Raw genomic sequence first — 19,071 nt, 5'->3', positions numbered from 1 at the left:
CTATGTCACAACTGACCCACATAAACGCCGCTGGCGAAGCGCATATGGTGGATGTCTCCGCCAAAGCCGAAACGGTGCGCGAGGCGCGTGCTGAAGCGTTCATCACCATGCTGCCGGAGACGCTGGCGATGATTATCGACGGCAGCCATCACAAGGGTGATGTGTTTGCCACCGCCCGTATCGCTGGTATTCAGGCCGCTAAACGTACCTGGGACCTCATCCCGCTCTGCCATCCGCTGATGCTCAGCAAAGTGGAGGTAAATTTGCAGGCGCAGCCGGCGCATAATCGCGTGCGTATCGAGTCCTTGTGCCGCTTAACCGGGAAAACCGGCGTGGAGATGGAGGCGTTGACGGCGGCCTCCGTGGCGGCGCTGACCATCTACGACATGTGTAAAGCGGTGCAGAAAGATATGGTGATTGGCCCGGTGCGTCTGTTGGCAAAAAGCGGCGGCAAATCCGGCGATTTTAAGGTAGAAAGCCATGATTAAGGTGCTTTTTTTTGCCCAGGTCCGTGAGCTGGTCAATACCGACAGCCTGACGCTGGACGGCTCTTTCGAAAACGTCGCCGCCCTGCGCGCGCATCTGGCGGCGCAAGGCGACCGTTGGGCGCTGGCGCTGGATGAAGGCAAACTGCTGGCCGCCGTGAATCAGACGCTGGTGGAGTTGACCCACCCGCTGGCCGATGGGGACGAAGTGGCCTTCTTCCCGCCGGTCACAGGGGGTTAAGATGACGGAAACCCGAATTCTGGTCGGCCCTGAGCGCTTTAGCGTCGGTACCGAATACAGCTGGCTGGCAGAGCGCGATGAAGACGGCGCGGTCGTGACGTTTACCGGAAAAGTGCGTAACCACAACCTCGGCGACAGCGTAAAAGCGCTGACGCTGGAGCACTATCCGGGGATGACCGAAAAATCACTGGCGGCCATTGTCGAAGAGGCGCGAGGCCGCTGGCCGCTGGGACGCGTTACGGTTATCCATCGCATCGGCGAAATGTGGCCCGGCGAAGAGATTGTGTTTGTCGGCGTCACCAGCGCCCATCGCGGGAGTGCGTTTGCGGCGGGGGAGTTCATCATGGATTATCTTAAAACCAAAGCGCCGTTCTGGAAACGTGAAGCGACGCCGGAAGGTGAGCGCTGGGTGGAATCACGCGACAGCGATAAGCATGCCGCCAGCCGTTGGTAACAGGTTTACGTGGATGTGTTAGTCTTAACGTGTGTGTTTACTTAATCAGGAGTGAATCATGGACCGATTTCCGCGTTCCGATTCGATAGTTCAGCAGACCCGTAGCGGGCTGCAAACCTACATGGCTCAGGTATATGGCTGGATGACGGTTGGCCTGCTGCTTACCGCGTTTATCGCGTGGTATGCGGCAAACACGCCTGAACTGATGATGTTTATCTTCTCCAGCAAAATCACCTTCTTTGGGCTGATTATTGCGCAACTGGCGCTGGTATTTGTGCTCTCCGGGCTGGTGCACAAGCTCAGCTCGGGTATGGCGACCACGCTGTTTATGCTCTATTCGGCGCTGACCGGGCTGACGCTTTCCAGTATTTTCATCGTTTACACCTACTCCTCCATCGCCAGCACCTTTGTGGTGACCGGCGGGATGTTCGGTGTGATGAGCCTGTACGGTTACACCACCAAACGTGACCTGAGCGGCTTCGGCAACATGCTGTTTATGGGGCTGATTGGGATTGTGCTGGCGTCGCTGGTGAACCTGTGGCTGAAAAGTGACGCGCTGATGTGGGCGGTGACCTATATCGGGGTGGTGATCTTCGTGGGCTTAACCGCCTACGACACCCAGAAGCTGAAAAACATCGGTGAGCAAATTGATGTTCGTGACAGTTCAAACCTGCGCAAATACTCGATTCTGGGCGCGTTGACGCTTTATCTGGACTTCATCAACCTGTTCCTGATGCTGCTGCGTATCTTCGGCAACCGTCGTTAGTGAGGGTGGCGCTGTCTGATGCCCTCACCCTGACCCTCTCCCACAGGGAGAGGGAACAAACCCTAAAAACGGCAACGAAGTTGCCGTTTTGCTTTTATTTTGCCATTGCCTTCTCGTTCTTCGCGCGCAGCTTCTTGGCCCGACTCTCCAGCACCAGATAACAGACCGTTGCCAGCGCCAGCGGCAGGAAGTAGTAGATCATGCGGTACGCGAGCAGGGCGGCGATAATCGTCCCGTGAGACACATGCTCCCCCGCAAGCAGCGCGATAAACACCGCTTCCAGTACGCCAATACCCGCCGGAATATGCACAATCACCCCGGCAATACTGCTTACCAGCAACACGCCCAGCACGAAGAAGTAATTCACATCTTCGCCAATTAACAGCCAGATAATGGCCCCCATCGCCATCCAGTTGGCGCTGGAAACCACCATTTGCAGGACGGCAAACTTCCATGACGGCAGCACCAGCTTCTGGCCTTTAATGGTCATGTGACGACGTTTGGCAAAGGCGCAGGCCCACAGGTAGGCCGCGATGATCAGCAGCAGTACGATGCCCAGAATGCCCAGAGTGGCCTCATCGATGTACCAGTGCGCAGGCAGCTGCACCACGCCGATGGTGAAAATCACCCCGCCCAGCAGAATATACCCCAGCCAGTTGGTGGTGATGCTTAAGGAGAAAATACGCGTAATGGTGCCGCCCGGTAAGCCAAGGCGGGAGTACAGGCGATAGCGCATACCAATCCCGCCCACCCAGGTGCTCAGCGTCAGGTTAAAGGCGTAGCAGATGAATGACACCAGCATAACCTGCCGTTTGGCAAGCTTATGCCCGCAGTAGGCGCGTCCCAGCAGGTCATAGCAGCCGTACATCAGGTAGCTCACAATCACCAGCCCAACGGCACCCAGCAGGACTGTCCGGTTGTAGTTGCGAATAACTTTCCACACCTCTTCCCAGTCCACCTTCTGGGCATACACCACCAGCAGTACCGCGACGGCAATAAAGAACAGCCAGGTCAGGATTTTTTTCGCCAGCCGCCAGCGAGGATGAGATTTCGACATCAGGTTTTCCCTCCATCTTCCGCCTCTACGCGGTCCTGGGTTTCCATTTCGGGTTGCACAGGCGGATCCACCAGCGCCAGTTTCGGCGTATGCGCGGGCAGCCAGCCCACCATGGCCGGGAAGTGGCGCAGGAAGTGGAACACCACCACGCCGATGCCCACGTTCCACCAGCTCCGTTTCGGCACCATGGACTCATCCACACGCACGCAGTCTTTATTAATAAGACCCTGAAGGTTATCGCGCAGGGTGTGATTAAACTGGCGATCGTGGATGATGAGGTTCGCTTCCAGATTCAGCGATAAGCTCAGCGGATCAAGGTTGCTGGAGCCGACGGTCGCCCAGTGGTCATCCATCACGGCGACTTTGCCGTGCAGCGGGCGGCGGCGATATTCATAGATCTGCACGCCGCTTTTGACCAGATAGCGATAGAGCAGACGCGCGCCCACCTTCACAATCGGCATATCGGGCTCACCCTGCACGATAAGCTTCACGCTCACGCCGCGTCGGGCCGCGTTGCGCATGGCATGCAAAATCCGGTAACCGGGGAAGAAATAGGCGTTGGCGATAATCACCTCGCGCTTCGCGTTCGCCAGCATCTTCAGGTAATGACGCTCGATATCGTCCCGATGCTCCTCGTTATCACGCCAGACGAACAGGGCCTGCGCCTCGCCGGGCTTGCGGTTCTCCTCCGGGCGGTGACGGCGTCGCCACCAGCGGCGGACGGCCTCCTTGCCGGGTAAGTTTTCCAGCACGAACAGCTGGATGTCCTGCACTACCGGCCCTTCGATACGGATCGCGTAGTCCTGTTTCGCTTCGGGACCGTAATCCGACATATGCTCGGCGGAGTAGTTAATGCCGCCCACGAAGGCCACCGTTTCATCCACCACCACAATTTTGCGGTGCATACGGCGGAACAGGTTGGTGCGCATGCCGAACAGACGCGGGCCGGGATCGTAATAGCGGAACACCACCCCTGCGGCGGTGAGCTCGTTAACAAATTCGTCGCTGAGATCCGGCGAACCATATCCGTCGAGCAGGACCTCGATTTTTATACCGCGACGAGCGGCATGCAGCAGTGCGCTATGCAACTGCCTGCCCACGTCATCTTCAAACCAGATAAACGTTTCCAGAAAGACTTTCTGCTGTGCGTGGCTAATCGCCTCAAAAACCGCCGGATAATAGTTATCGCCATTTTCCAGCAGCGTAATACGGTTACCTTCCTGCCATGTGCATTTCATAAGTGGATCTCCGCGCTGAGTGGGGCATGGTCGGAGAGATGTCGCCAGTTGAGCAAGGCCAGCGCCGTCGGGCTACTGGCGTGGGCATTTTTTACGTAGATGCGGTCAAGGCGCAGCAGGGGGAAGCGCACCGGAAACGTTCGCGCGGGACGACCGCGTGCGCGGGTAAAAATCTCCTCCAGCCCCGCATTCACCTTCAGCGGATGGTTGGCACGCTGTCGCCAGTCGTTGAAATCACCGGCCACCACCACGGGCTCGCCCTCCGGCAGCGCATTTGTCCAGTCTGCCAGCATCTGTAGCTGGGCCTGACGGTGGGCTTCACGCAGGCCAAGATGAACACAGCCTACATGAATGGGAAAATCGAGCTCTGGGGGGGTGATACGACAGTATAACAGCCCGCGTTTTTCACTCTCGCCAACGGAGACGTCCCGGTTCTCATAATGCTCGATAGGAAAACGCGACAGCACCGCGTTACCGTGATGCCCCTCCGGGTAGACCGCATTGCGCCCGTAGGCGTAATCGCTCCACATGGTATCCGCCAGAAACTCGTAGTGGGGCGTGTCGGGCCAGTTTTCGAAATGCATCGGGTGCACTTCATGCGCGCCCATGACCTCCTGGAGGCAGACAATATCGGCGCTGACGGTGCGCACCGCGTCGCGCAGCTCCGGTAAAATGAAGCGGCGGTTAAATGCTGTGAAGCCCTTATGAATGTTTATCGTCAGCACCTTAAGCGAGAAATGCTGCGTTTTTTTGCTCATAAACACCTTCCTGGGTGACTATCCCGATGAAAATAAAGTGTAGTAGGCGTCACAAAAAGATGCGGCGTTACGGAATTTTCCGTAAAGTGCGGTAGTCTGAATTAGCAGAGAAAAATCCTTCAGGAGAGAAGCCATGAAGTGGCAACAACGCGTTCGTGTCGCAACCGGTTTGAGTTGCTGGCAGATAATGTTGCATTTACTGGTCGTGGCCGTACTGGTGATGGGCTGGATGAGCGGCACGCTGGTGCGTGTTGGCTTAGGGTTATGCGTGGTTTACGGCGTGACCGTGCTGTCGATGCTGTTTTTACAGCGTCATCACGACGCGCGCTGGCGCGAAGTGGGAGATGTGCTCGAAGAGCTCACCACCACCTGGTATTTTGGTGCGGCAATGATCGTCCTGTGGCTGTTGTCACGCGTGCTGCAAAACAACCTGCTGCTGGCCCTGGCGGGTCTGGCTATCCTCGCAGGACCCGCGGTGGTGTCGTTGCTCACCAAAGAGAAAAAGCTACGCGATGTTTCGTCTAAACATCGCATAGGCCACTGAGCCCGTAGTGGCCGCGATGACCAGTAGCGGCCACAAACTTCCCCACACAATATCCAGACTCGCATCCTTCAGATAGATTTGCTTGGTGATATCCGTGAAGTGACGAATCGGGTTTATCCACGTCAAATCCTGTAACCACACCGGCATGTTCTCCACTGGCGAAACGTACCCAGAAAGCAAAATCGCCGGCATCATAAAGACAAACACCCCAATAAACGCCTGCTGCTGCGTTGAGCATAGCGCGGAAATCAGCAGCCCAAACCCCACCAGCGACAGGCCGTAAATCACCATCGTGAAGTAAAACAGCGCCAGCGATCCGGCAAATGGGATCTGGTACGCCCATATTCCCACCCCCAGCACGATGGTGGCCTGGAACGTCGCGACAATCAGTGCCGGCACCGCCTTGCCGACAAATATCTGCCAGGTGGCGAGCGGCGAGACCAGCAGCTGATCCAGCGTACCTTGCTCACGTTCGCGTGCCACGGACAGCGAGGTGACGATCATCACCCCGATGGTGGTGATCATGGCGATCAGCGACGGCACCACAAACCACTTGTAGTCCAGATTCGGGTTATACCAGTTGCGCACCACCAGTTCGCTGTTGTTGGGTTTGGGTTTGCCCGCCATCAGCTCCTGCTGGTAATCCTTAACCACCTGCTGGAGGTAGTTGGCCGCAATCTGGGCGCTGTTGGAGTTGCGCCCGTCGAGGATCAGCTGCATCGGCGCGGTCTGGAAGGTATCCAGATTGCGGGAGAAATCCGCCGGGAAGCGCACCAGCAATAATGCTTTCTGCGTGTCGATGGTGGGCTGGATCGCCTGCGGGCTTTGCAGCAGCAGGACATGGGTAAAGGCTTTGGCGCGGGCGAAACGCTGCGTCAGCTCGACGGAATGCTTGCCATTGTCTTCGTTGTAAATGGCGATGGTGGCGTTGGTGACCTCCAGCGTGGCGGCAAACGGAAACAGTACAACCTGAAGCAGCACCGGCAGCACCAGAATGGCGCGGGTCTGCGGCTCGCGCAGCAGGGATTGCAGCTCTTTGCGGATCAGTGTCCATAAACGGTGAAACATGCGCGCTCCTTAATCTAACCGCCGTTTGGTTTTCATCCACGTCAACCCGATAAACATCACCGCCGACGCCATTAAAAACAGCGTGTTGATAATCAGCACTACCGGAATATTCCCCGCCAGGAACAGGCTTTGCAGCGTGCTCACGAAGTAGCGCGCCGGGATAATGTAGGTCACGGCGCGGATGACGGCAGGCATACTGTCTATCTGGAAGATAAACCCTGAGAGCATTATTGACGGCAGGAAAGCGGCGTTCAGCGCCACCTGCGCGGCGTTAAACTGGTTGCGGGTGATGGTGGAGATGAGCAGCCCCATCCCCAGCGTGCTGAGTAAAAACAGGCTTGTGATAAAGAACAGCACCACCAGCGAGCCGCGGTACGGCACGCCGAGGATAAAGACGGACACCAGCATGCAGAGCAGCATCGCCAGCATGCCGAGGAAGTAGTAGGGGATCAGCTTGCAGAGCAGCAGCTCGACGCGCGTCACTTCGGTCGAGAGCAGCGCCTCCATGGTGCCGCGCTCCCATTCGCGGGCGATCACCAGCGAGGTCAGAATCGCGCCGATCACCGTCATAATAATCGTTACCGCGCCCGGAATAATAAAGTGCTGGCTGATGGCGGCGGGGTTAAACCAGTAGCGTGTCTGCACGTCAATCAGCGGTTCAAACTTTTCCCCCCGGTCCTCGGCGCGCTGCATCTGCCAGAGCTGCCAGATCCCCTCCGCGTAGCCCTGCACAAAGTTCGCGGTGTTCGGCTCGCTGCCGTCGGTAATCACCTGGATCGGCGCATCGGCGCCCGGACGCGCCATGTTGGCCGCGAAATCCACCGGAATGACGATCAGGCCGCGAATTTTCCCGGCCTGCATTTTCTGGATCAATTCCTGCCGGCTGTCGCTGATGGTGGCATCGATGTAGGGCGAGCCGGTCATGGCGTGGGTAAAGTCCAGCGCCTCTTCGCTCTGCTGCTCCAGCAAAATCCCGACCCGCAGCTTGCTGGAATCGAGGTTAATCCCGTAGCCGAAAATAAACAGCAGCAGCAGGGGGATCACCACCGCAATCAGCCAGCTGCTGGGGTCGCGCACAATCTGCCGCGTCTCTTTGACGCACAGGGCGCGCACCCGGCGCCAGGAGAGGGCGTTACTGCGCATGAGTATTCTCCTTATCCCAGTCGTGAATGAGGGTGATAAACGCCTGCTCCATGGTCGGGTCTGGCTGCGCGTCGTCGGCGGCCTGCGCTTTCAGGTCATCCGGCGTGCCGTGGGCAATCAGCTTGCCGCGATAGACCAGCCCGATACGGTCGCAATACTCCGCCTCGTCCATAAAGTGGGTGGTGACCATCACGGTCACGCCTTTTTCCACCATGCTATTGATATGCAACCAGAATTCACGGCGGGTGAGGGGGTCCACGCCTGACGTAGGTTCATCAAGAAACAGGATATCCGGCTCGTGCATCAACGAGCAGGCCAGCGCCAGCCGCTGTTTGAAGCCAAGCGGCAGCGCGTCGGTCGCCTGCGAGGCGATATCGGTCAGGCCGAAGGCGTCGCACATGCGGCCGATCTTCTGGTTCTGCGCCCGTCCCCGCAGGCCATAGACGCCGGAGAAAAATCGCAGATTTTGCTCCACCGTCAGGTTGCCGTAGAGCGAAAACTTCTGCGCCATATAGCCCAGGTGCTGGCGCGCCTTGCCGGAGCTGACTTTGAGATCCATGTTCAGCACCAGCGCTTTGCCGGACGTCGGTACCAGCAGACCGCACATCATTTTAAAGGTGGTGGATTTTCCTGCGCCGTTCGGCCCGAGCAGGCCAAATATCTCGCCGCGCTTCACGGCAAAATTGACGTTATCGGTGGCGGCGAAATCGCCGAATTTTTTGGTGAGCGATTTCGCTTCAATGACCGTTTCGCCCGGCGTACCTTCCACCGTGTGCAGAATGGCGCCAAGCGGTGATTCTGAGGTTCCCGCCCCGCCCAGCAGATCGATAAACGCATCTTCAAAGCGCGGCGCGGTCTCTGTCATGTCGATCTCAGGCATCCCCTGCGCACGCCGGATATCGTCGGCGGTGGCCTCTTTTTTGAGGATCACGCGCACCGAACGGCCCTGAATCATCCCGTCGCTCACCTGGGGCAGCTTCAGCACCCGTTGCAGCAGCGTGCGGTTGGATTCCTGCGCGCTGTGCAGCAGAAAACTTCGCCCGGCCATGGTTTGCGTCAGCTCGGTGGGTTCGCCCTGATAGAGCAGTTCGCCTTCATTCATCAGCAGCACGTCGCGGCACTGTTCTGCTTCATCAAGGTATGAGGTACTCCAGAGGATCAGCATGCCGTCACCCGCCAGCTCGTGCACCATCTGCCACAGTTCACGGCGGGAAATCGGGTCCACGCCGACGCCGGGTTCATCCAGCAACAGCACCTTCGGTTCGCCCACCAGCGTGCAGGCCAGCCCCAGTTTCTGCTTCATCCCGCCGGAGAGCTTGCCCGCCAGCCGGTCGGTGAACGGGCCGAGCGAGGTAAATTCCAGCAGGCGGGCGAAGGTTTTCTCCCGGGTTTCGCCGGTGACGCTGCGCAGGTCGGCGTACAGGTTGAGGTTTTCCATTACCGTCAGATCTTCGTACAGACCAAACTTCTGCGGCATATAGCCGAGTATGCCGTGGAGCGCCGCGTCGTCTTTGATCGGATCGAGGCCAAGCACGCTGGCACTGCCTTCATCCGGCTTCAGCAATCCCGCCAGCATCCGCATCAGCGTGGTTTTACCCGCGCCGTCCGGCCCCACCAGCCCGGTCACATAGCCTTTCTGAATCGTACAATTCAGCGGTGCGACCGCCGGTTTAGCCATTCCCGGGAAGCGTTTGACCAGATTGTTGAGCTGGATAACCGCGTCATTCATGTCGTTCCCCGTCGTTTAAGGTCACGGTAACAGGCATGCCCTGACGCAGCGCGTCGTCCGCATCGGTGACGATGATGCGCAGGCGATACACCAGGTCGGTACGCAGGTCCGGGGTTTCAACGGTTTTTGGCGTGAACTCGGCGGTAGGAGAGACGAAGCCCACTTTGCCGTGATACGGCTTGTCCGGGCGACCGTCGGTATAGAGCAGCAGTTCGCGGCCCGGCTGCATCTGGCCAAGATTCGGCTCATCAATGTAAGCGCGCACCCACACCGGACGGGTTAAGGAGAGCGTTAACACGGTGCTGCCCGCGCTGAGCATGCTGCCCGGCTCCACGGCGCGGGTCATCAGCGTGCCGTCAGACGGGGCGATTAACGTGGTGTCGTGCAGATCCAGCTCCGCCTGGGCTAACTGCGCCTGCGCCTGCTCAAGGCTGGCCTTCGCCTGGGCAATGTCCTGCGCACGGTTACCGGTGCGGTACTGGCTTAGCTTATCCTGGGCAGATTTCAGCGTCGCCTGTGCCTGGTCGCGGGATGAGCGCGCATTTTCCAGGTCGTTGGCGGAAATAGTACGGCTTTTCCATAAGCCTTGCTGACGGTTATAAAAATTCTGCGCATAGTCATAGGCGGCTTTTGCCTGCTTAACGGCAGCGGCCGCCTGGGAGATCTCTTCGTCACGATAGCCCGCCAGCATCAGGTCGTATTGCGCCTGTGCGACGGAGACGCCTGCTTTTGCCTGCATCAGCGCGTTCTCAAACGGGGCTTTGTCCAGCATCCCCAGCGTCTGCCCGGCTTTGATGGCATCGCCTTCGTCAACGTTCAGCGAGGCCAGCCGTCCGCCAACGCGGAAGCTCATGTTGACGGTGCGGATATCCACGTTGCCATACAGCGTCAGGCCACGATCCTGCTGGCTCTGATACCACAGCCAGCCGCCTGTTCCCGCGGCAAGCAAGACAACAACCACCAGAATGATGGCGACAGGTTTTTTCATGACTTCTGGCTCCTTTGCGTTAAGCCTTGCAGGATCAGATCAACGTGACAGGTAATGACCTGGCTAATTTGCGCGGCTTTATCCTCATCGAATTGTGTCCAGCCCGTACGTAACAGGATGGTCTCACGCCCCAGACGGAAGGCGAGCACTTCGCCCAGCAGGGCGTGGGTATGCAAAATGGTGTCGGTATCGCTCGCGTCCCGTCCGGTATAGGCGGCGATCAGCCGGGTCAGATGGCTGTGCATCGGGGCGATCACCTGATCGTGCACCAGCTGGTACGCGGCAGTGGGGGAGAGCTGCTCGCGGGAGATAAATTTGCTCAGGTTCAGCGTATCGTCGTGCGTCAGCAGGCGGATCATGTTGTGACAGGCGTTAAGGATCAGCTGGCGGATGGCAGCCCGGTCAGGCTCTGGCTGGCTGAACAGCGCGGTGGCTTCTTCCACGTGCGGGCGAAAGCTGGTGCCGATAAAATCCGCGATCCACTGGGCGCAGGCGAGGTATAAATCCTCTTTTGAGCCAAAATAGTAGGTGATGGCCGCAATATTCTGCCCGGCCTGAGCGGCGATATCCCGCGTGGTGGCATGCAGACCATACTCGCCAAACTGCGCCAGCGCGGCGGCGATAAGCTGACTTTTCGCCTGTTCGCCTTTGGTTGTCGTTGGGGTTGTATTCATAGCAGCATTAAAAATTAATCAATCGATTGATTAAGATTATGCCTGATTTGCGCAAACGTCGAGTCATCGCCGGGGATATTTTATGCGCCACGTCACAAAAGCTGCTACACTCCGCACCTTCGCGACATTGTGGTTTTTGTCCTTCTATTCGTTATATCTCCCTGAAAACTACACCTGTGATGGTCGGGGCGGTTCGGAGTTTTTATGTCTTTTGATTCCCTTGGTCTGAACCCGGAAATTCTGCGCGCCATCGCAGAGCAGGGCTACGTTGAGCCAACCCCTATCCAGCAGCAGGCCATTCCGGCCGTTTTGCAGGGCCGTGACCTGATGGCAAGCGCGCAGACCGGTACCGGTAAGACCGCGGGCTTTACCCTGCCGCTGCTGGAGCTGTTGGTAAAAAACCAGCCGCACGCCAAAGGCCGTCGTCCGGTGCGTGCGCTGATCCTCACCCCAACCCGCGAGCTGGCGGCCCAGATTGGCGAGAACGTGCGTGAATACAGCCGCTACCTCAACATTCGTTCGCTGGTAGTTTTCGGCGGGGTAAGCATTAACCCGCAGATGATGAAGCTGCGCGGCGGCGTGGACGTGCTGGTGGCAACACCGGGACGTCTGCTGGATCTGGAACACCAGAACGCGGTGAAGCTCGATAACATCGAAATCCTGGTGCTGGACGAAGCCGACCGTATGCTGGACATGGGCTTCATCCACGACATTCGTCGCGTGCTGGCGAAGCTGCCGACGCGTCGTCAGAACCTGCTCTTCTCCGCGACCTTCTCCGACGAGATCAAGGCGCTGGCGGAAAAGCTGCTGCATAACCCGCTGGAAGTGGAAGTCGCGCGCCGCAACACCGCCTCCGAGCAGGTGACGCAGCACGTGCACTTTGTAGATAAGAAGCGCAAGCGGGAACTGCTCTCCCAGATGATCGGCCAGGGCAACTGGCAGCAGGTGCTGGTCTTTACCCGCACCAAGCACGGCGCCAACCACCTGGCGGAACAGCTGAATAAAGACGGCATCCGCAGCGCGGCGATCCACGGCAACAAGAGCCAGGGCGCGCGTACCCGCGCGCTGGCGGACTTTAAATCTGGCGACATTCGCGTGCTGGTGGCAACCGACATCGCCGCACGCGGTCTGGATATCGAAGAGCTGCCGCACGTGGTGAACTACGAGCTGCCAAACGTGCCGGAAGATTACGTTCACCGTATCGGCCGTACCGGCCGTGCGGCGGCAACCGGGGAAGCGCTCTCTCTGGTTTGCGTGGATGAACACAAGCTTCTACGCGACATTGAACGCCTGCTGAAGAAAGAGATCCCGCGCATTGAAACCCCGGGCTATGAAGTGGACCCGTCGATCAAAGCCGAGCCAATTCAGAACGGTCGTCAGGGTGGCGGACGCGGTCAGGGCGGCGGTGGTCGCGGTCAGCAGCCGCGTCGTTCAGAAGGTGGCGCGCCGAAATCTTCGGGCAAACCGCCGCGTCGTAATAACGACAGCAAACCAGCCGGTGAAAACCCGTGGCGTAGCGGCGAAGGGAAACCGGCAGGCGAGGGGCAGCGCCGACGCCGCCCGCGTAAACCTGCTAACCCGCAGTAATCTGGAAGCCCGGTCGTAAAGCCGGGCTTTTCTTTTTGCGGCAGCGGAGAGAAAGTGCCACAATAGTGGCTGTTTATACAGTATTTCAGGTTTTCCGATGGCTTTAACCGCTGCGCTGAAAGCGCAAATAGGCGCCTGGTATAAGGCGCTACAGCAGCAGATCCCCGATTTTATCCCCCGAGCGCCGCAGCGGCAGATGATTGCCGACGTGGCAAAAACGCTCGCCGGGGACGACGGGCGACATCTGGCGATTGAAGCCCCGACCGGCGTCGGGAAAACCCTGTCGTATCTCATTCCCGGCATCGCCATCGCGCGGGAGGAGGACAAAACGCTGGTGGTCAGCACCGCCAACGTGGCCTTGCAGGATCAGATCTTCAGCAAAGATTTGCCGCTGCTGCGCAAAATTATCCCCGATTTACGCTTCACCGCCGCCTTTGGTCGCGGGCGCTACGTCTGCCCGCGCAATCTGGCGGCGCTGGCCAGCAGTGAACCCTCCCAGCAGGATCTGCTCGCGTTTCTTGATGACGAGCTAACGCCAAACAACAAGGCGGAGCAGGAGCAGTGCGCAAAGCTGAAGGCCGATCTCGACGGCTACAGGTGGGACGGCCTGCGTGATCACACCAGCCAGGCGATCGGCGACGACCTGTGGCGCAGGCTCAGCACCGATAAAGCGAGCTGCCTGAACCGCAACTGTCACTACTACCGCGAGTGCCCTTTCTTTGTTGCCCGGCGTGAGATTCAGGAAGCGGAGGTGGTTGTCGCCAACCATGCGCTGGTGATGGCCGCACTGGAGAGTGAAGCGGTCCTGCCGGAGCCCAAAAACCTGCTGCTGGTGCTCGATGAAGGTCATCATCTGCCCGACGTGGCGCGGGATGCGCTGGAGATGAGCGCGGAAATTACCGCCCCGTGGTTTCGCCTGCAACTGGATCTGTTCTGTAAGCTGGTGGTAACTTGCATGGAGCAGTTCCGCCCGAAAACCACGCCGCCGCTGGCGGTTCCGGAGCGGTTGAGCGAGCACTGTGAAGAGGTGTACGGCCTCATCGCCTCGCTGAATAACATTCTTAACCTGTATCTCCCCGCCACCCAGGAGGCGGAACACCGCTTTGCGATGGGGGAGTTGCCGCAGGAAGTGATGGAAATTTGTCAGCAGCTGGCGAAGCACCTTGAAAAGCTGCGCGGGCTGGCGGAGATGTTCTTAAACGATCTCAGCGAGAAAACCGGTACCCATGACGTTGTTCGCCTGCACCGCATTCTGCTGCAAATGAACCGTGCGCTGGGCATGTTTGAGGCGCAGAGCAAACTCTGGCGGCTGGCCTCAATGGCGCAGGCGTCCGGCGCGCCGGTGACAAAGTGGGCCACCCGCGAAGTGCGAGACGGGCAGGTACATCTTTTCTTCCACTGCGTGGGCATCCGCGTGGCCGATCAGCTGGAAAAGCTGATCTGGCGCAGCGTGCCGCACGTGGTAGTGACATCGGCGACCCTGCGTTCACTGAACAGCTTCTCAAGGTTGCAGGAAATGAGCGGCCTGAAAGAGAAAGCGGGGGACCGTTTTGTGGCCCTGGACTCGCCGTTCAACCACTGTGAGCAGGGCAAGCTGGTGATCCCGCGCATGAACTATGAGCCGCTTATCGATAACGAAGAGCAGCATATTGCGGAAATGGCGGCCTACTTCCGCGAGCAGGTTGAGAGTAAAAAATACCCCGGTATGCTGGTGCTGTTTGCCAGCGGCCGCGCGATGCAACGCTTCCTGGAGCACGTCACCGATCTGCGCTTGCTCCTGCTGGTGCAGGGCGATCAGCCGCGTTATCGGCTGGTGGAAACCCACCGTAAACGCATTGATAACGGCGAGCGCAGCGTGCTGGTGGGGTTACAGTCCTTTGCGGAAGGGCTTGATTTGAAAGGTGACTACCTGACGCAGGTGCATATCCATAAAATTGCCTTCCCGCCCATCGACAGCCCGGTGGTGATCACCGAAGGCGAATGGCTGAAAAGCCTGAACCGTTATCCGTTTGAAGTGCAAAGCCTGCCTGCGGCGTCGTTTAACCTTATTCAGCAGGTCGGGCGTTTGATCCGTAGCCACGGCTGCTGGGGCGAGGTGGTGATTTATGACAAACGACTGCTCACCAAAAACTACGGCCAACGGCTGCTGAATGCGCTGCCGATCTTCCCGATTGAGCAGCCAGAAGTGCCGGAGGTAAAAAAACGCCCGGCAAAACCCTCTGCCGGGCGTACAAAAAGCATCCGTGCAAAGAGGCGCGGTCCTACTGGTAAGTGAATGTCACCTGAATCACGCTACTGAACGTCCCGGCAGTGACGGGCATTGAGGTGGCGTAGTAGCGCGCGGACAGGGGAAAGGTTGCCGTGTGGTCGCTCGGATTGATGGCGGCGTTAAAGGCGGCCTGCGGAGCAATCAGTATTTTGTCCTGCCGGTCTGCCAGCTCCAGCGCCAGCCCCTTTGCGCTGCCGATATTGGCGAATTTAGTGGGGTGCGTGCTGTCCGCCTGTCCATAGAAGTAGGCGGTGGCAAGCGCGAGGCTTGGCGGGCAGTGGGATACTGACAGGGAAAAGTCTTTCCACTCGCCGGTATCGCCCACGTCTTTAAAACTGCCCGACACCGTCTGGCCTAAGTCCACCGTCAGGTTTCGGCTGGCGCTGTCAATGATGCAGGTATTGGCGTAAATATTTCCCGTCATCTGGATCTGAATATCGTCTGCGTGGGCCTGGGCCAGTAAGCCCATCGTCAGAAACGCGATTGTCTTTTTCATGTTGGTCACTTATAGGCGAGAGTGATGGTTGCTACGGTGTTGGCGGGGCCGGGCGTCACCACATCGTTGATCTGCTCGTAGCGAACCTGAAAGGGGATCTCCAGCGTTTCATTGGCAACGGCCTGGCTTTGAGTGTTGACGTAGGTATCAAAGGTCGCAATGCGGTCATCAAACAGCATTCTCACCCCGACGCCCGTTGCCATGCCTGTCTGCTTCGTCAGTTTGATCACCCCCTCGAATGCCGTCTCGTAGCCGTTAGCACTGGTGATTTTTAGCTCAGGCTGAACGGTTGTGTCACAGTTAACGGTGATATTAAACGTTTGAGCGGGGCTGGATAAAAAACCCACGCTCATAAAATCACTGACGGGAAAATCACCCAAATTAACGGTGAGATTTTTTGGCGAAACAGAGCAGGTGACCTGATGCAAAATGACGTTACCTGCATACGCAATATGGTTAGGGCTGCCGATCCCTTCGTGACCGAAAACGCCAATGCCGAATTCGGTCTGAGACTGCACCAGCGTGCCGGAGGTCACGGCGTCGCTTGTTTTGACCAGTTCAAGCGTGACGTCAAAGTTAAACGACTGTGTGCCATCGCCAGAAACATAGCCAACAGGCGTTCCGCGTGAATCGCACTGTACTCCGCCTGCTCCGCTGATTCGCTGACCCTGATCGTTCATCAATGCGACCCCGACACCCGGTACGCCGGATTCGTATACTCCCTTCAGCCCCGGAATTTCCGCTCCGGTACCGTAGTAACACGAGACAATTTCCAGTCCGCTGTCGATACTCTGATCGCAGTGCCCGGCAACATGAACGCTCTGCTCTGTACCCGGAATGGTTGCACCAACCGCCAGCGTCGTCGGGACAGAAATGGAGGCCATGTTAATCATTTTGGGCAGATCCGGCGTGGTGCAGGTCGCCTTCGCATGCGGCATAAATAACGCGGCGGTTCCCAGAACCAGTAAGAAAAAGCACTGTTTAATCATTTGCATAATCGTTAGCCTGAACGGTGGATCAGTGACACTGCGCGGCAGCGTTAATGATGCTGGTTTGCTCTTTCTCATCCGTTAGCGCATAGTCAGCGACGCAGTGCTCGTTCGCCCCCTGTCCCCAGGAAACGTAGAGATGCCCTTGCTGCGGCAGACCAGAGAGGTAGGTCTGGCCGTCATTCCCGACAATAAATTCGCTGTCCTTATCTTCGGTGGTGACCGTTGCGCCGAAGGGCAGCGGTTTACCCTTTTGCGTAAGCGTCATCAGGACGCGGTTACCCACGCGGGTGTTAAAGCTGGCGCGCACCACGGCCCCGCGGGTTGGCGTCACGATCTGCGCCGCGTGGGTGACGTCGGCGTTGTCCGGTAGCGTTTCGGTATCCAGCGCGATGGTGTTGCGGCGATACGCGGTAACAAACGGCACGACGGTGTAGCCGCGGAAGTCGGTCTCGACGCCCGTCTAGTTCGTGATATGGGTTCCGTGCGTGCCCGGCGCTTTCACCAGCGCGATGGTGTCACCGAGCGGCTGGCTCAGGGTTATTCCGTTCGCATGGGCAACCACGCCGCCCTGCAAACCGACGTTCAGGGTCTGCTGATACTTATCCTGACTGACGCCTGCGCTCACTTCGCCATAGGTCGCTTTGTAATCGGCGTTGATGCTGGTGGAGTTACCGCTGCCGGTGCTGCTCAGCCCTTCCTGGATGTTCCAGTTCAGGTTGTCCTCTTTCAGCGCCGTGCCGTTCAGGCCGATGTTCTGCGTCGTGCCGTCTTTGGTGTTGTTCAGGTTGTAGGTGGCCCAGGTGTTATGCATCCAGCGGTCCAGCGGCACCGAGACGCTCAGCGAGAACTGGTTGTCGTTTGTCACCTCGTTACCGTCTTCATCGCTGTCCTGGGTGTTTTTGTTCATGCTGTAGCTGAGGCTGTAGCTCACCCCGTGCCAGCTATTGTTGTAGCTGACGCTCATCGAGGTCATGTTCTGGCTCTGACTCCAGTACGTCTCTTTCACCATGCTCAGGGTGACGGATCCCCAGCCTTCCGGCAGCGTCTGGTCGATGGTGGCTTCGGTTCGGGCGCGGCGCTGCTGCGGTGCAGACCAGTTGTCGGAGCGGGTATATGACTCCATGGTGTCGTCCAGGGTGTAAAACCCTTTGCTGTTATAGCGATAGCCCGCAAGGGTAAAGTTGGTGCCCGAACCGGCGAAATCTTTGCTGTAACGGATGCGCCATGACTGGCCCTTGCTGGACTGCTGTTTTTTCAACAGAGCTCTGGCGCGGGTTACGTCAATGGAGAACGCCCCCAGATCGCCCATGTTTTTCCCGGCGCCAATCGCCTGTGACTGATAATGGTTACTCTGCTGCACGCCGCCGTAGACCGTGAAGCCGAAGGGTAAACCGTAGATGGCGCTTCCTTGGGCAAACGGGGTCTTTTCAACGTCTTTGTCATAAGAGCGATAACGCCCGGCGGTTACGCTGTAGCGCAGGTTTTTTTCACGCTGCAATACCGGCACGGAGGCAAACGGCACCACGAAGTGGCTTTCGCTGCCGTCTGTTTCTTTCACCGTGACCTGGAGGTCGCCGCTGCTGCCGGTGGGGTAGAGGTCGTTAATCTCGAACGCACCCGGCGCGACCGTATTCTGATAAATTACGTACCCGTTCTGGCGGACCATCACCAGCGCGTTGCTGTGGGCGCTGCCGCGAATAATAGGGGCATAGCCTTTCTCGCTGTCCGGCAGCATGTCGCTGTCGGATTTTAGCTCCACGCCGGTATAGGGGACGCTGTCAAAAACGTCGGAAGGTGAGGTGCTTTGGCCCACCGTCACGTCACTTTTCATCGCCACAATATCGCGTTGCGCATAGGTATAAACGGAGGTGAATTTCTGTTCCTCCTCATGACCCGTGGTGCTGCGATTCCAGGTGGAGTAGTTACGAACGCGCCATGCCCCGATGTTGAAGCCGGGACGCAGGTTAACGTACTGGCTGCTGCTATTCTCTTCACCCTGCTGGCGCGCATGGCTCTGGCTGGCGTTGACGCTGTAATTAAGCAGGCCCGCGTTGATCCCTTCGTCAAACTCTTTCGGGTCGATGTAACCGCGAGGAACCTGACCGAGCGCCTTTTGCGGAATGCTCAGCAGCAGCTGCTGATTGCGCACGCGAAAGGTCGCGGATGCCGAAGGGATGGCGTGTAGATCGGCGCACTGACCTTCTGCCCTCAGCTGCGGATATTTTTGCGTTTTGATCCCGAGGCTCTTTAATTCGTCCAGTGTAAAACAAGGCTGGAGCGTGCTGGTGCCCTGTGGATCTTTAACTAAGTTGAAGGTCACGTCGCGGGTATCAATTTTATTGTTATTGATAAAGATCGCGACCTGATATTTACCTGGCGCCTGGCCGGGACCTTTTTCATAGACAGACAGATCGGTCTTTCCCTGCTGCGGGTTATCAATGTCCAGCAGGGCAGGGTTAAAATAATCATCAGCCAAAACCTGCTGCGCAAAGATCGCCATTGCCAGGCAACAAATAGCCATCAGCAATGACGAAAATCGGCAGGTGAACGGCTTTTTATGGCTGTACATGATGATTTTATTA

17 protein-coding genes and 1 pseudogene are annotated in these 19,071 nt (G+C 57.9%); 7 read left to right on the top strand and 11 right to left on the bottom strand.

The features are described from left to right. The first annotated feature begins 2 nt into the window (after positions 1-2). From moaC to AM329_RS10130, 4 genes are read left to right on the top strand one after another with little or no spacing between them, the layout of a single operon-like run. On the top strand, positions 3-488 hold the full coding sequence (gene moaC, locus AM329_RS10145; protein WP_003858511.1) for a cyclic pyranopterin monophosphate synthase MoaC: 486 nt from the start codon (positions 3-5) through the stop codon (positions 486-488). Next, entirely contained in the window at positions 481-726 is a 246-nt protein-coding gene (gene moaD, locus AM329_RS10140; RefSeq protein ID WP_003858510.1) for a molybdopterin synthase sulfur carrier subunit, read from the top strand. The genes moaC and moaD overlap by 8 nt, the downstream gene beginning before the upstream one ends. A 1-nt stretch (position 727) precedes the next feature. Further along, on the top strand, positions 728-1,180 hold the full coding sequence (gene moaE, locus AM329_RS10135; protein WP_003858509.1) for a molybdopterin synthase catalytic subunit MoaE: 453 nt from the start codon (positions 728-730) through the stop codon (positions 1,178-1,180). A 58-nt stretch (positions 1,181-1,238) separates the two neighbouring features. Continuing rightward, positions 1,239-1,946, top strand: a complete 708-nt coding sequence (locus AM329_RS10130) for a Bax inhibitor-1/YccA family protein (RefSeq protein ID WP_003858508.1) — start codon at positions 1,239-1,241, stop codon at positions 1,944-1,946. A 94-nt stretch (positions 1,947-2,040) separates the two neighbouring features. Here the strand turns inward: AM329_RS10130 and AM329_RS10125 are convergent, their stop codons facing one another. From AM329_RS10125 to AM329_RS10115, 3 genes are read right to left on the bottom strand one after another with little or no spacing between them, the layout of a single operon-like run. Next, positions 2,041-3,003, bottom strand: coding sequence for a YbhN family protein (locus AM329_RS10125; protein WP_032608897.1), 963 nt, complete (start codon positions 3,001-3,003; stop codon positions 2,041-2,043). After that, complete coding sequence (clsB, locus tag AM329_RS10120; protein WP_003858503.1) at positions 3,003-4,241, bottom strand: cardiolipin synthase ClsB; 1,239 nt, start codon at positions 4,239-4,241, stop codon at positions 3,003-3,005. Before clsB ends, AM329_RS10125 begins: the two co-directional genes overlap by 1 nt. After that, positions 4,238-4,999: an endonuclease/exonuclease/phosphatase family protein gene (locus tag AM329_RS10115; RefSeq protein ID WP_023315668.1), complete on the bottom strand. Its 762-nt coding sequence runs from the start codon at positions 4,997-4,999 to the stop codon at positions 4,238-4,240. Before AM329_RS10115 ends, clsB begins: the two co-directional genes overlap by 4 nt. A 133-nt stretch (positions 5,000-5,132) precedes the next feature. Between AM329_RS10115 and AM329_RS10110 the strand changes: the two genes are divergently transcribed. After that, on the top strand, positions 5,133-5,543 hold the full coding sequence (locus AM329_RS10110; protein ID WP_003858499.1) for a YbhQ family protein: 411 nt from the start codon (positions 5,133-5,135) through the stop codon (positions 5,541-5,543). Here the strand turns inward: AM329_RS10110 and AM329_RS10105 are convergent. Genes AM329_RS10105 through cecR form a run of 5 tightly spaced genes read right to left on the bottom strand, consistent with a single transcriptional unit; the run spans position 5,505 to position 11,145 of the window. Then, positions 5,505-6,611, bottom strand: coding sequence for an ABC transporter permease (locus AM329_RS10105; protein ID WP_022647506.1), 1,107 nt, complete (start codon positions 6,609-6,611; stop codon positions 5,505-5,507). The genes AM329_RS10110 and AM329_RS10105 overlap by 39 nt on opposite strands. Before the next feature lie 9 nt (positions 6,612-6,620). Next, positions 6,621-7,754, bottom strand: a complete 1,134-nt coding sequence (locus AM329_RS10100) for an ABC transporter permease (RefSeq protein ID WP_023324348.1) — start codon at positions 7,752-7,754, stop codon at positions 6,621-6,623. After that, positions 7,744-9,483 carry an ATP-binding cassette domain-containing protein gene (locus tag AM329_RS10095; protein ID WP_032608898.1) on the bottom strand — a complete coding sequence of 580 codons (1,740 nt, stop codon included), beginning with the start codon at positions 9,481-9,483 and terminating at the stop codon, positions 7,744-7,746. The genes AM329_RS10100 and AM329_RS10095 overlap by 11 nt, the downstream gene beginning before the upstream one ends. Beyond that, a complete protein-coding gene (gene hlyD, locus AM329_RS10090; protein ID WP_023315672.1) occupies positions 9,476-10,471 on the bottom strand; it encodes a secretion protein HlyD in 996 nt (331 codons plus the stop codon). Before hlyD ends, AM329_RS10095 begins: the two co-directional genes overlap by 8 nt. Further along, positions 10,468-11,145 carry a transcriptional regulator CecR gene (cecR, locus tag AM329_RS10085; RefSeq protein WP_003858489.1) on the bottom strand — a complete coding sequence of 226 codons (678 nt, stop codon included), beginning with the start codon at positions 11,143-11,145 and terminating at the stop codon, positions 10,468-10,470. The genes hlyD and cecR overlap by 4 nt, the downstream gene beginning before the upstream one ends. 204 nt (positions 11,146-11,349) lie before the next feature. Here cecR and rhlE point away from each other — a divergent pair, with 204 nt between their 5' ends. Together rhlE and dinG are read left to right on the top strand one after the other, a co-directional pair. Beyond that, a complete protein-coding gene (gene rhlE, locus AM329_RS10080; RefSeq protein ID WP_003858487.1) occupies positions 11,350-12,732 on the top strand; it encodes an ATP-dependent RNA helicase RhlE in 1,383 nt (460 codons plus the stop codon). A 97-nt stretch (positions 12,733-12,829) separates the two neighbouring features. Continuing rightward, on the top strand, positions 12,830-15,007 hold the full coding sequence (gene dinG / locus AM329_RS10075; RefSeq protein ID WP_022650647.1) for an ATP-dependent DNA helicase DinG: 2,178 nt from the start codon (positions 12,830-12,832) through the stop codon (positions 15,005-15,007). Here the strand turns inward: dinG and AM329_RS10070 are convergent. The 3 genes and pseudogenes from AM329_RS10070 to AM329_RS10060 form a co-directional block, all read right to left on the bottom strand. After that, positions 14,994-15,497, bottom strand: coding sequence for a fimbrial protein (locus AM329_RS10070; RefSeq protein WP_032608899.1), 504 nt, complete (start codon positions 15,495-15,497; stop codon positions 14,994-14,996). The genes dinG and AM329_RS10070 overlap by 14 nt on opposite strands. A gap of 5 nt (positions 15,498-15,502) precedes the next feature. Further along, the gene (locus AM329_RS10065; RefSeq protein ID WP_003858481.1) at positions 15,503-16,492 is read right to left on the bottom strand and encodes a fimbrial protein; all 990 of its coding nucleotides are present in this window, start codon (positions 16,490-16,492) and stop codon (positions 15,503-15,505) included. Positions 16,493-16,514: 22 nt separating this feature from the next. Then, positions 16,515-19,058: pseudogene (locus AM329_RS10060) on the bottom strand (fimbria/pilus outer membrane usher protein). Positions 19,059-19,071 lie beyond the last annotated feature (13 nt).

Origin of the sequence: Enterobacter cloacae complex sp. AR_0002 (assembly GCF_001922365.1) — a bacterium.
GTDB lineage: Bacteria > Pseudomonadota > Gammaproteobacteria > Enterobacterales > Enterobacteriaceae > Enterobacter > Enterobacter hormaechei_C.
This window is presented reverse-complemented; position numbering and strand designations above follow the sequence as displayed.

What these genes read in the sequence shown, in the direction of transcription:
- moaC (WP_003858511.1), top strand. Translation starts at nt 3, where the DNA reads ATGTCACAACTGACCCACATAAACGCCGCTGGCGAAGCGCATATGGTG.
- moaD (WP_003858510.1), top strand. Translation starts at nt 481, where the DNA reads ATGATTAAGGTGCTTTTTTTTGCCCAGGTCCGTGAGCTGGTCAATACC.
- moaE (WP_003858509.1), top strand. Translation starts at nt 728, where the DNA reads ATGACGGAAACCCGAATTCTGGTCGGCCCTGAGCGCTTTAGCGTCGGT.
- AM329_RS10130 (WP_003858508.1), top strand. Translation starts at nt 1,239, where the DNA reads ATGGACCGATTTCCGCGTTCCGATTCGATAGTTCAGCAGACCCGTAGC.
- AM329_RS10125 (WP_032608897.1), bottom strand. Translation starts at nt 3,003, where the DNA reads ATGTCGAAATCTCATCCTCGCTGGCGGCTGGCGAAAAAAATCCTGACC.
- clsB (WP_003858503.1), bottom strand. Translation starts at nt 4,241, where the DNA reads ATGAAATGCACATGGCAGGAAGGTAACCGTATTACGCTGCTGGAAAAT.
- AM329_RS10115 (WP_023315668.1), bottom strand. Translation starts at nt 4,999, where the DNA reads ATGAGCAAAAAAACGCAGCATTTCTCGCTTAAGGTGCTGACGATAAAC.
- AM329_RS10110 (WP_003858499.1), top strand. Translation starts at nt 5,133, where the DNA reads ATGAAGTGGCAACAACGCGTTCGTGTCGCAACCGGTTTGAGTTGCTGG.
- AM329_RS10105 (WP_022647506.1), bottom strand. Translation starts at nt 6,611, where the DNA reads ATGTTTCACCGTTTATGGACACTGATCCGCAAAGAGCTGCAATCCCTG.
- AM329_RS10100 (WP_023324348.1), bottom strand. Translation starts at nt 7,754, where the DNA reads ATGCGCAGTAACGCCCTCTCCTGGCGCCGGGTGCGCGCCCTGTGCGTC.
- AM329_RS10095 (WP_032608898.1), bottom strand. Translation starts at nt 9,483, where the DNA reads ATGAATGACGCGGTTATCCAGCTCAACAATCTGGTCAAACGCTTCCCG.
- hlyD (WP_023315672.1), bottom strand. Translation starts at nt 10,471, where the DNA reads ATGAAAAAACCTGTCGCCATCATTCTGGTGGTTGTTGTCTTGCTTGCC.
- cecR (WP_003858489.1), bottom strand. Translation starts at nt 11,145, where the DNA reads ATGAATACAACCCCAACGACAACCAAAGGCGAACAGGCGAAAAGTCAG.
- rhlE (WP_003858487.1), top strand. Translation starts at nt 11,350, where the DNA reads ATGTCTTTTGATTCCCTTGGTCTGAACCCGGAAATTCTGCGCGCCATC.
- dinG (WP_022650647.1), top strand. Translation starts at nt 12,830, where the DNA reads ATGGCTTTAACCGCTGCGCTGAAAGCGCAAATAGGCGCCTGGTATAAG.
- AM329_RS10070 (WP_032608899.1), bottom strand. Translation starts at nt 15,497, where the DNA reads ATGAAAAAGACAATCGCGTTTCTGACGATGGGCTTACTGGCCCAGGCC.
- AM329_RS10065 (WP_003858481.1), bottom strand. Translation starts at nt 16,492, where the DNA reads ATGCAAATGATTAAACAGTGCTTTTTCTTACTGGTTCTGGGAACCGCC.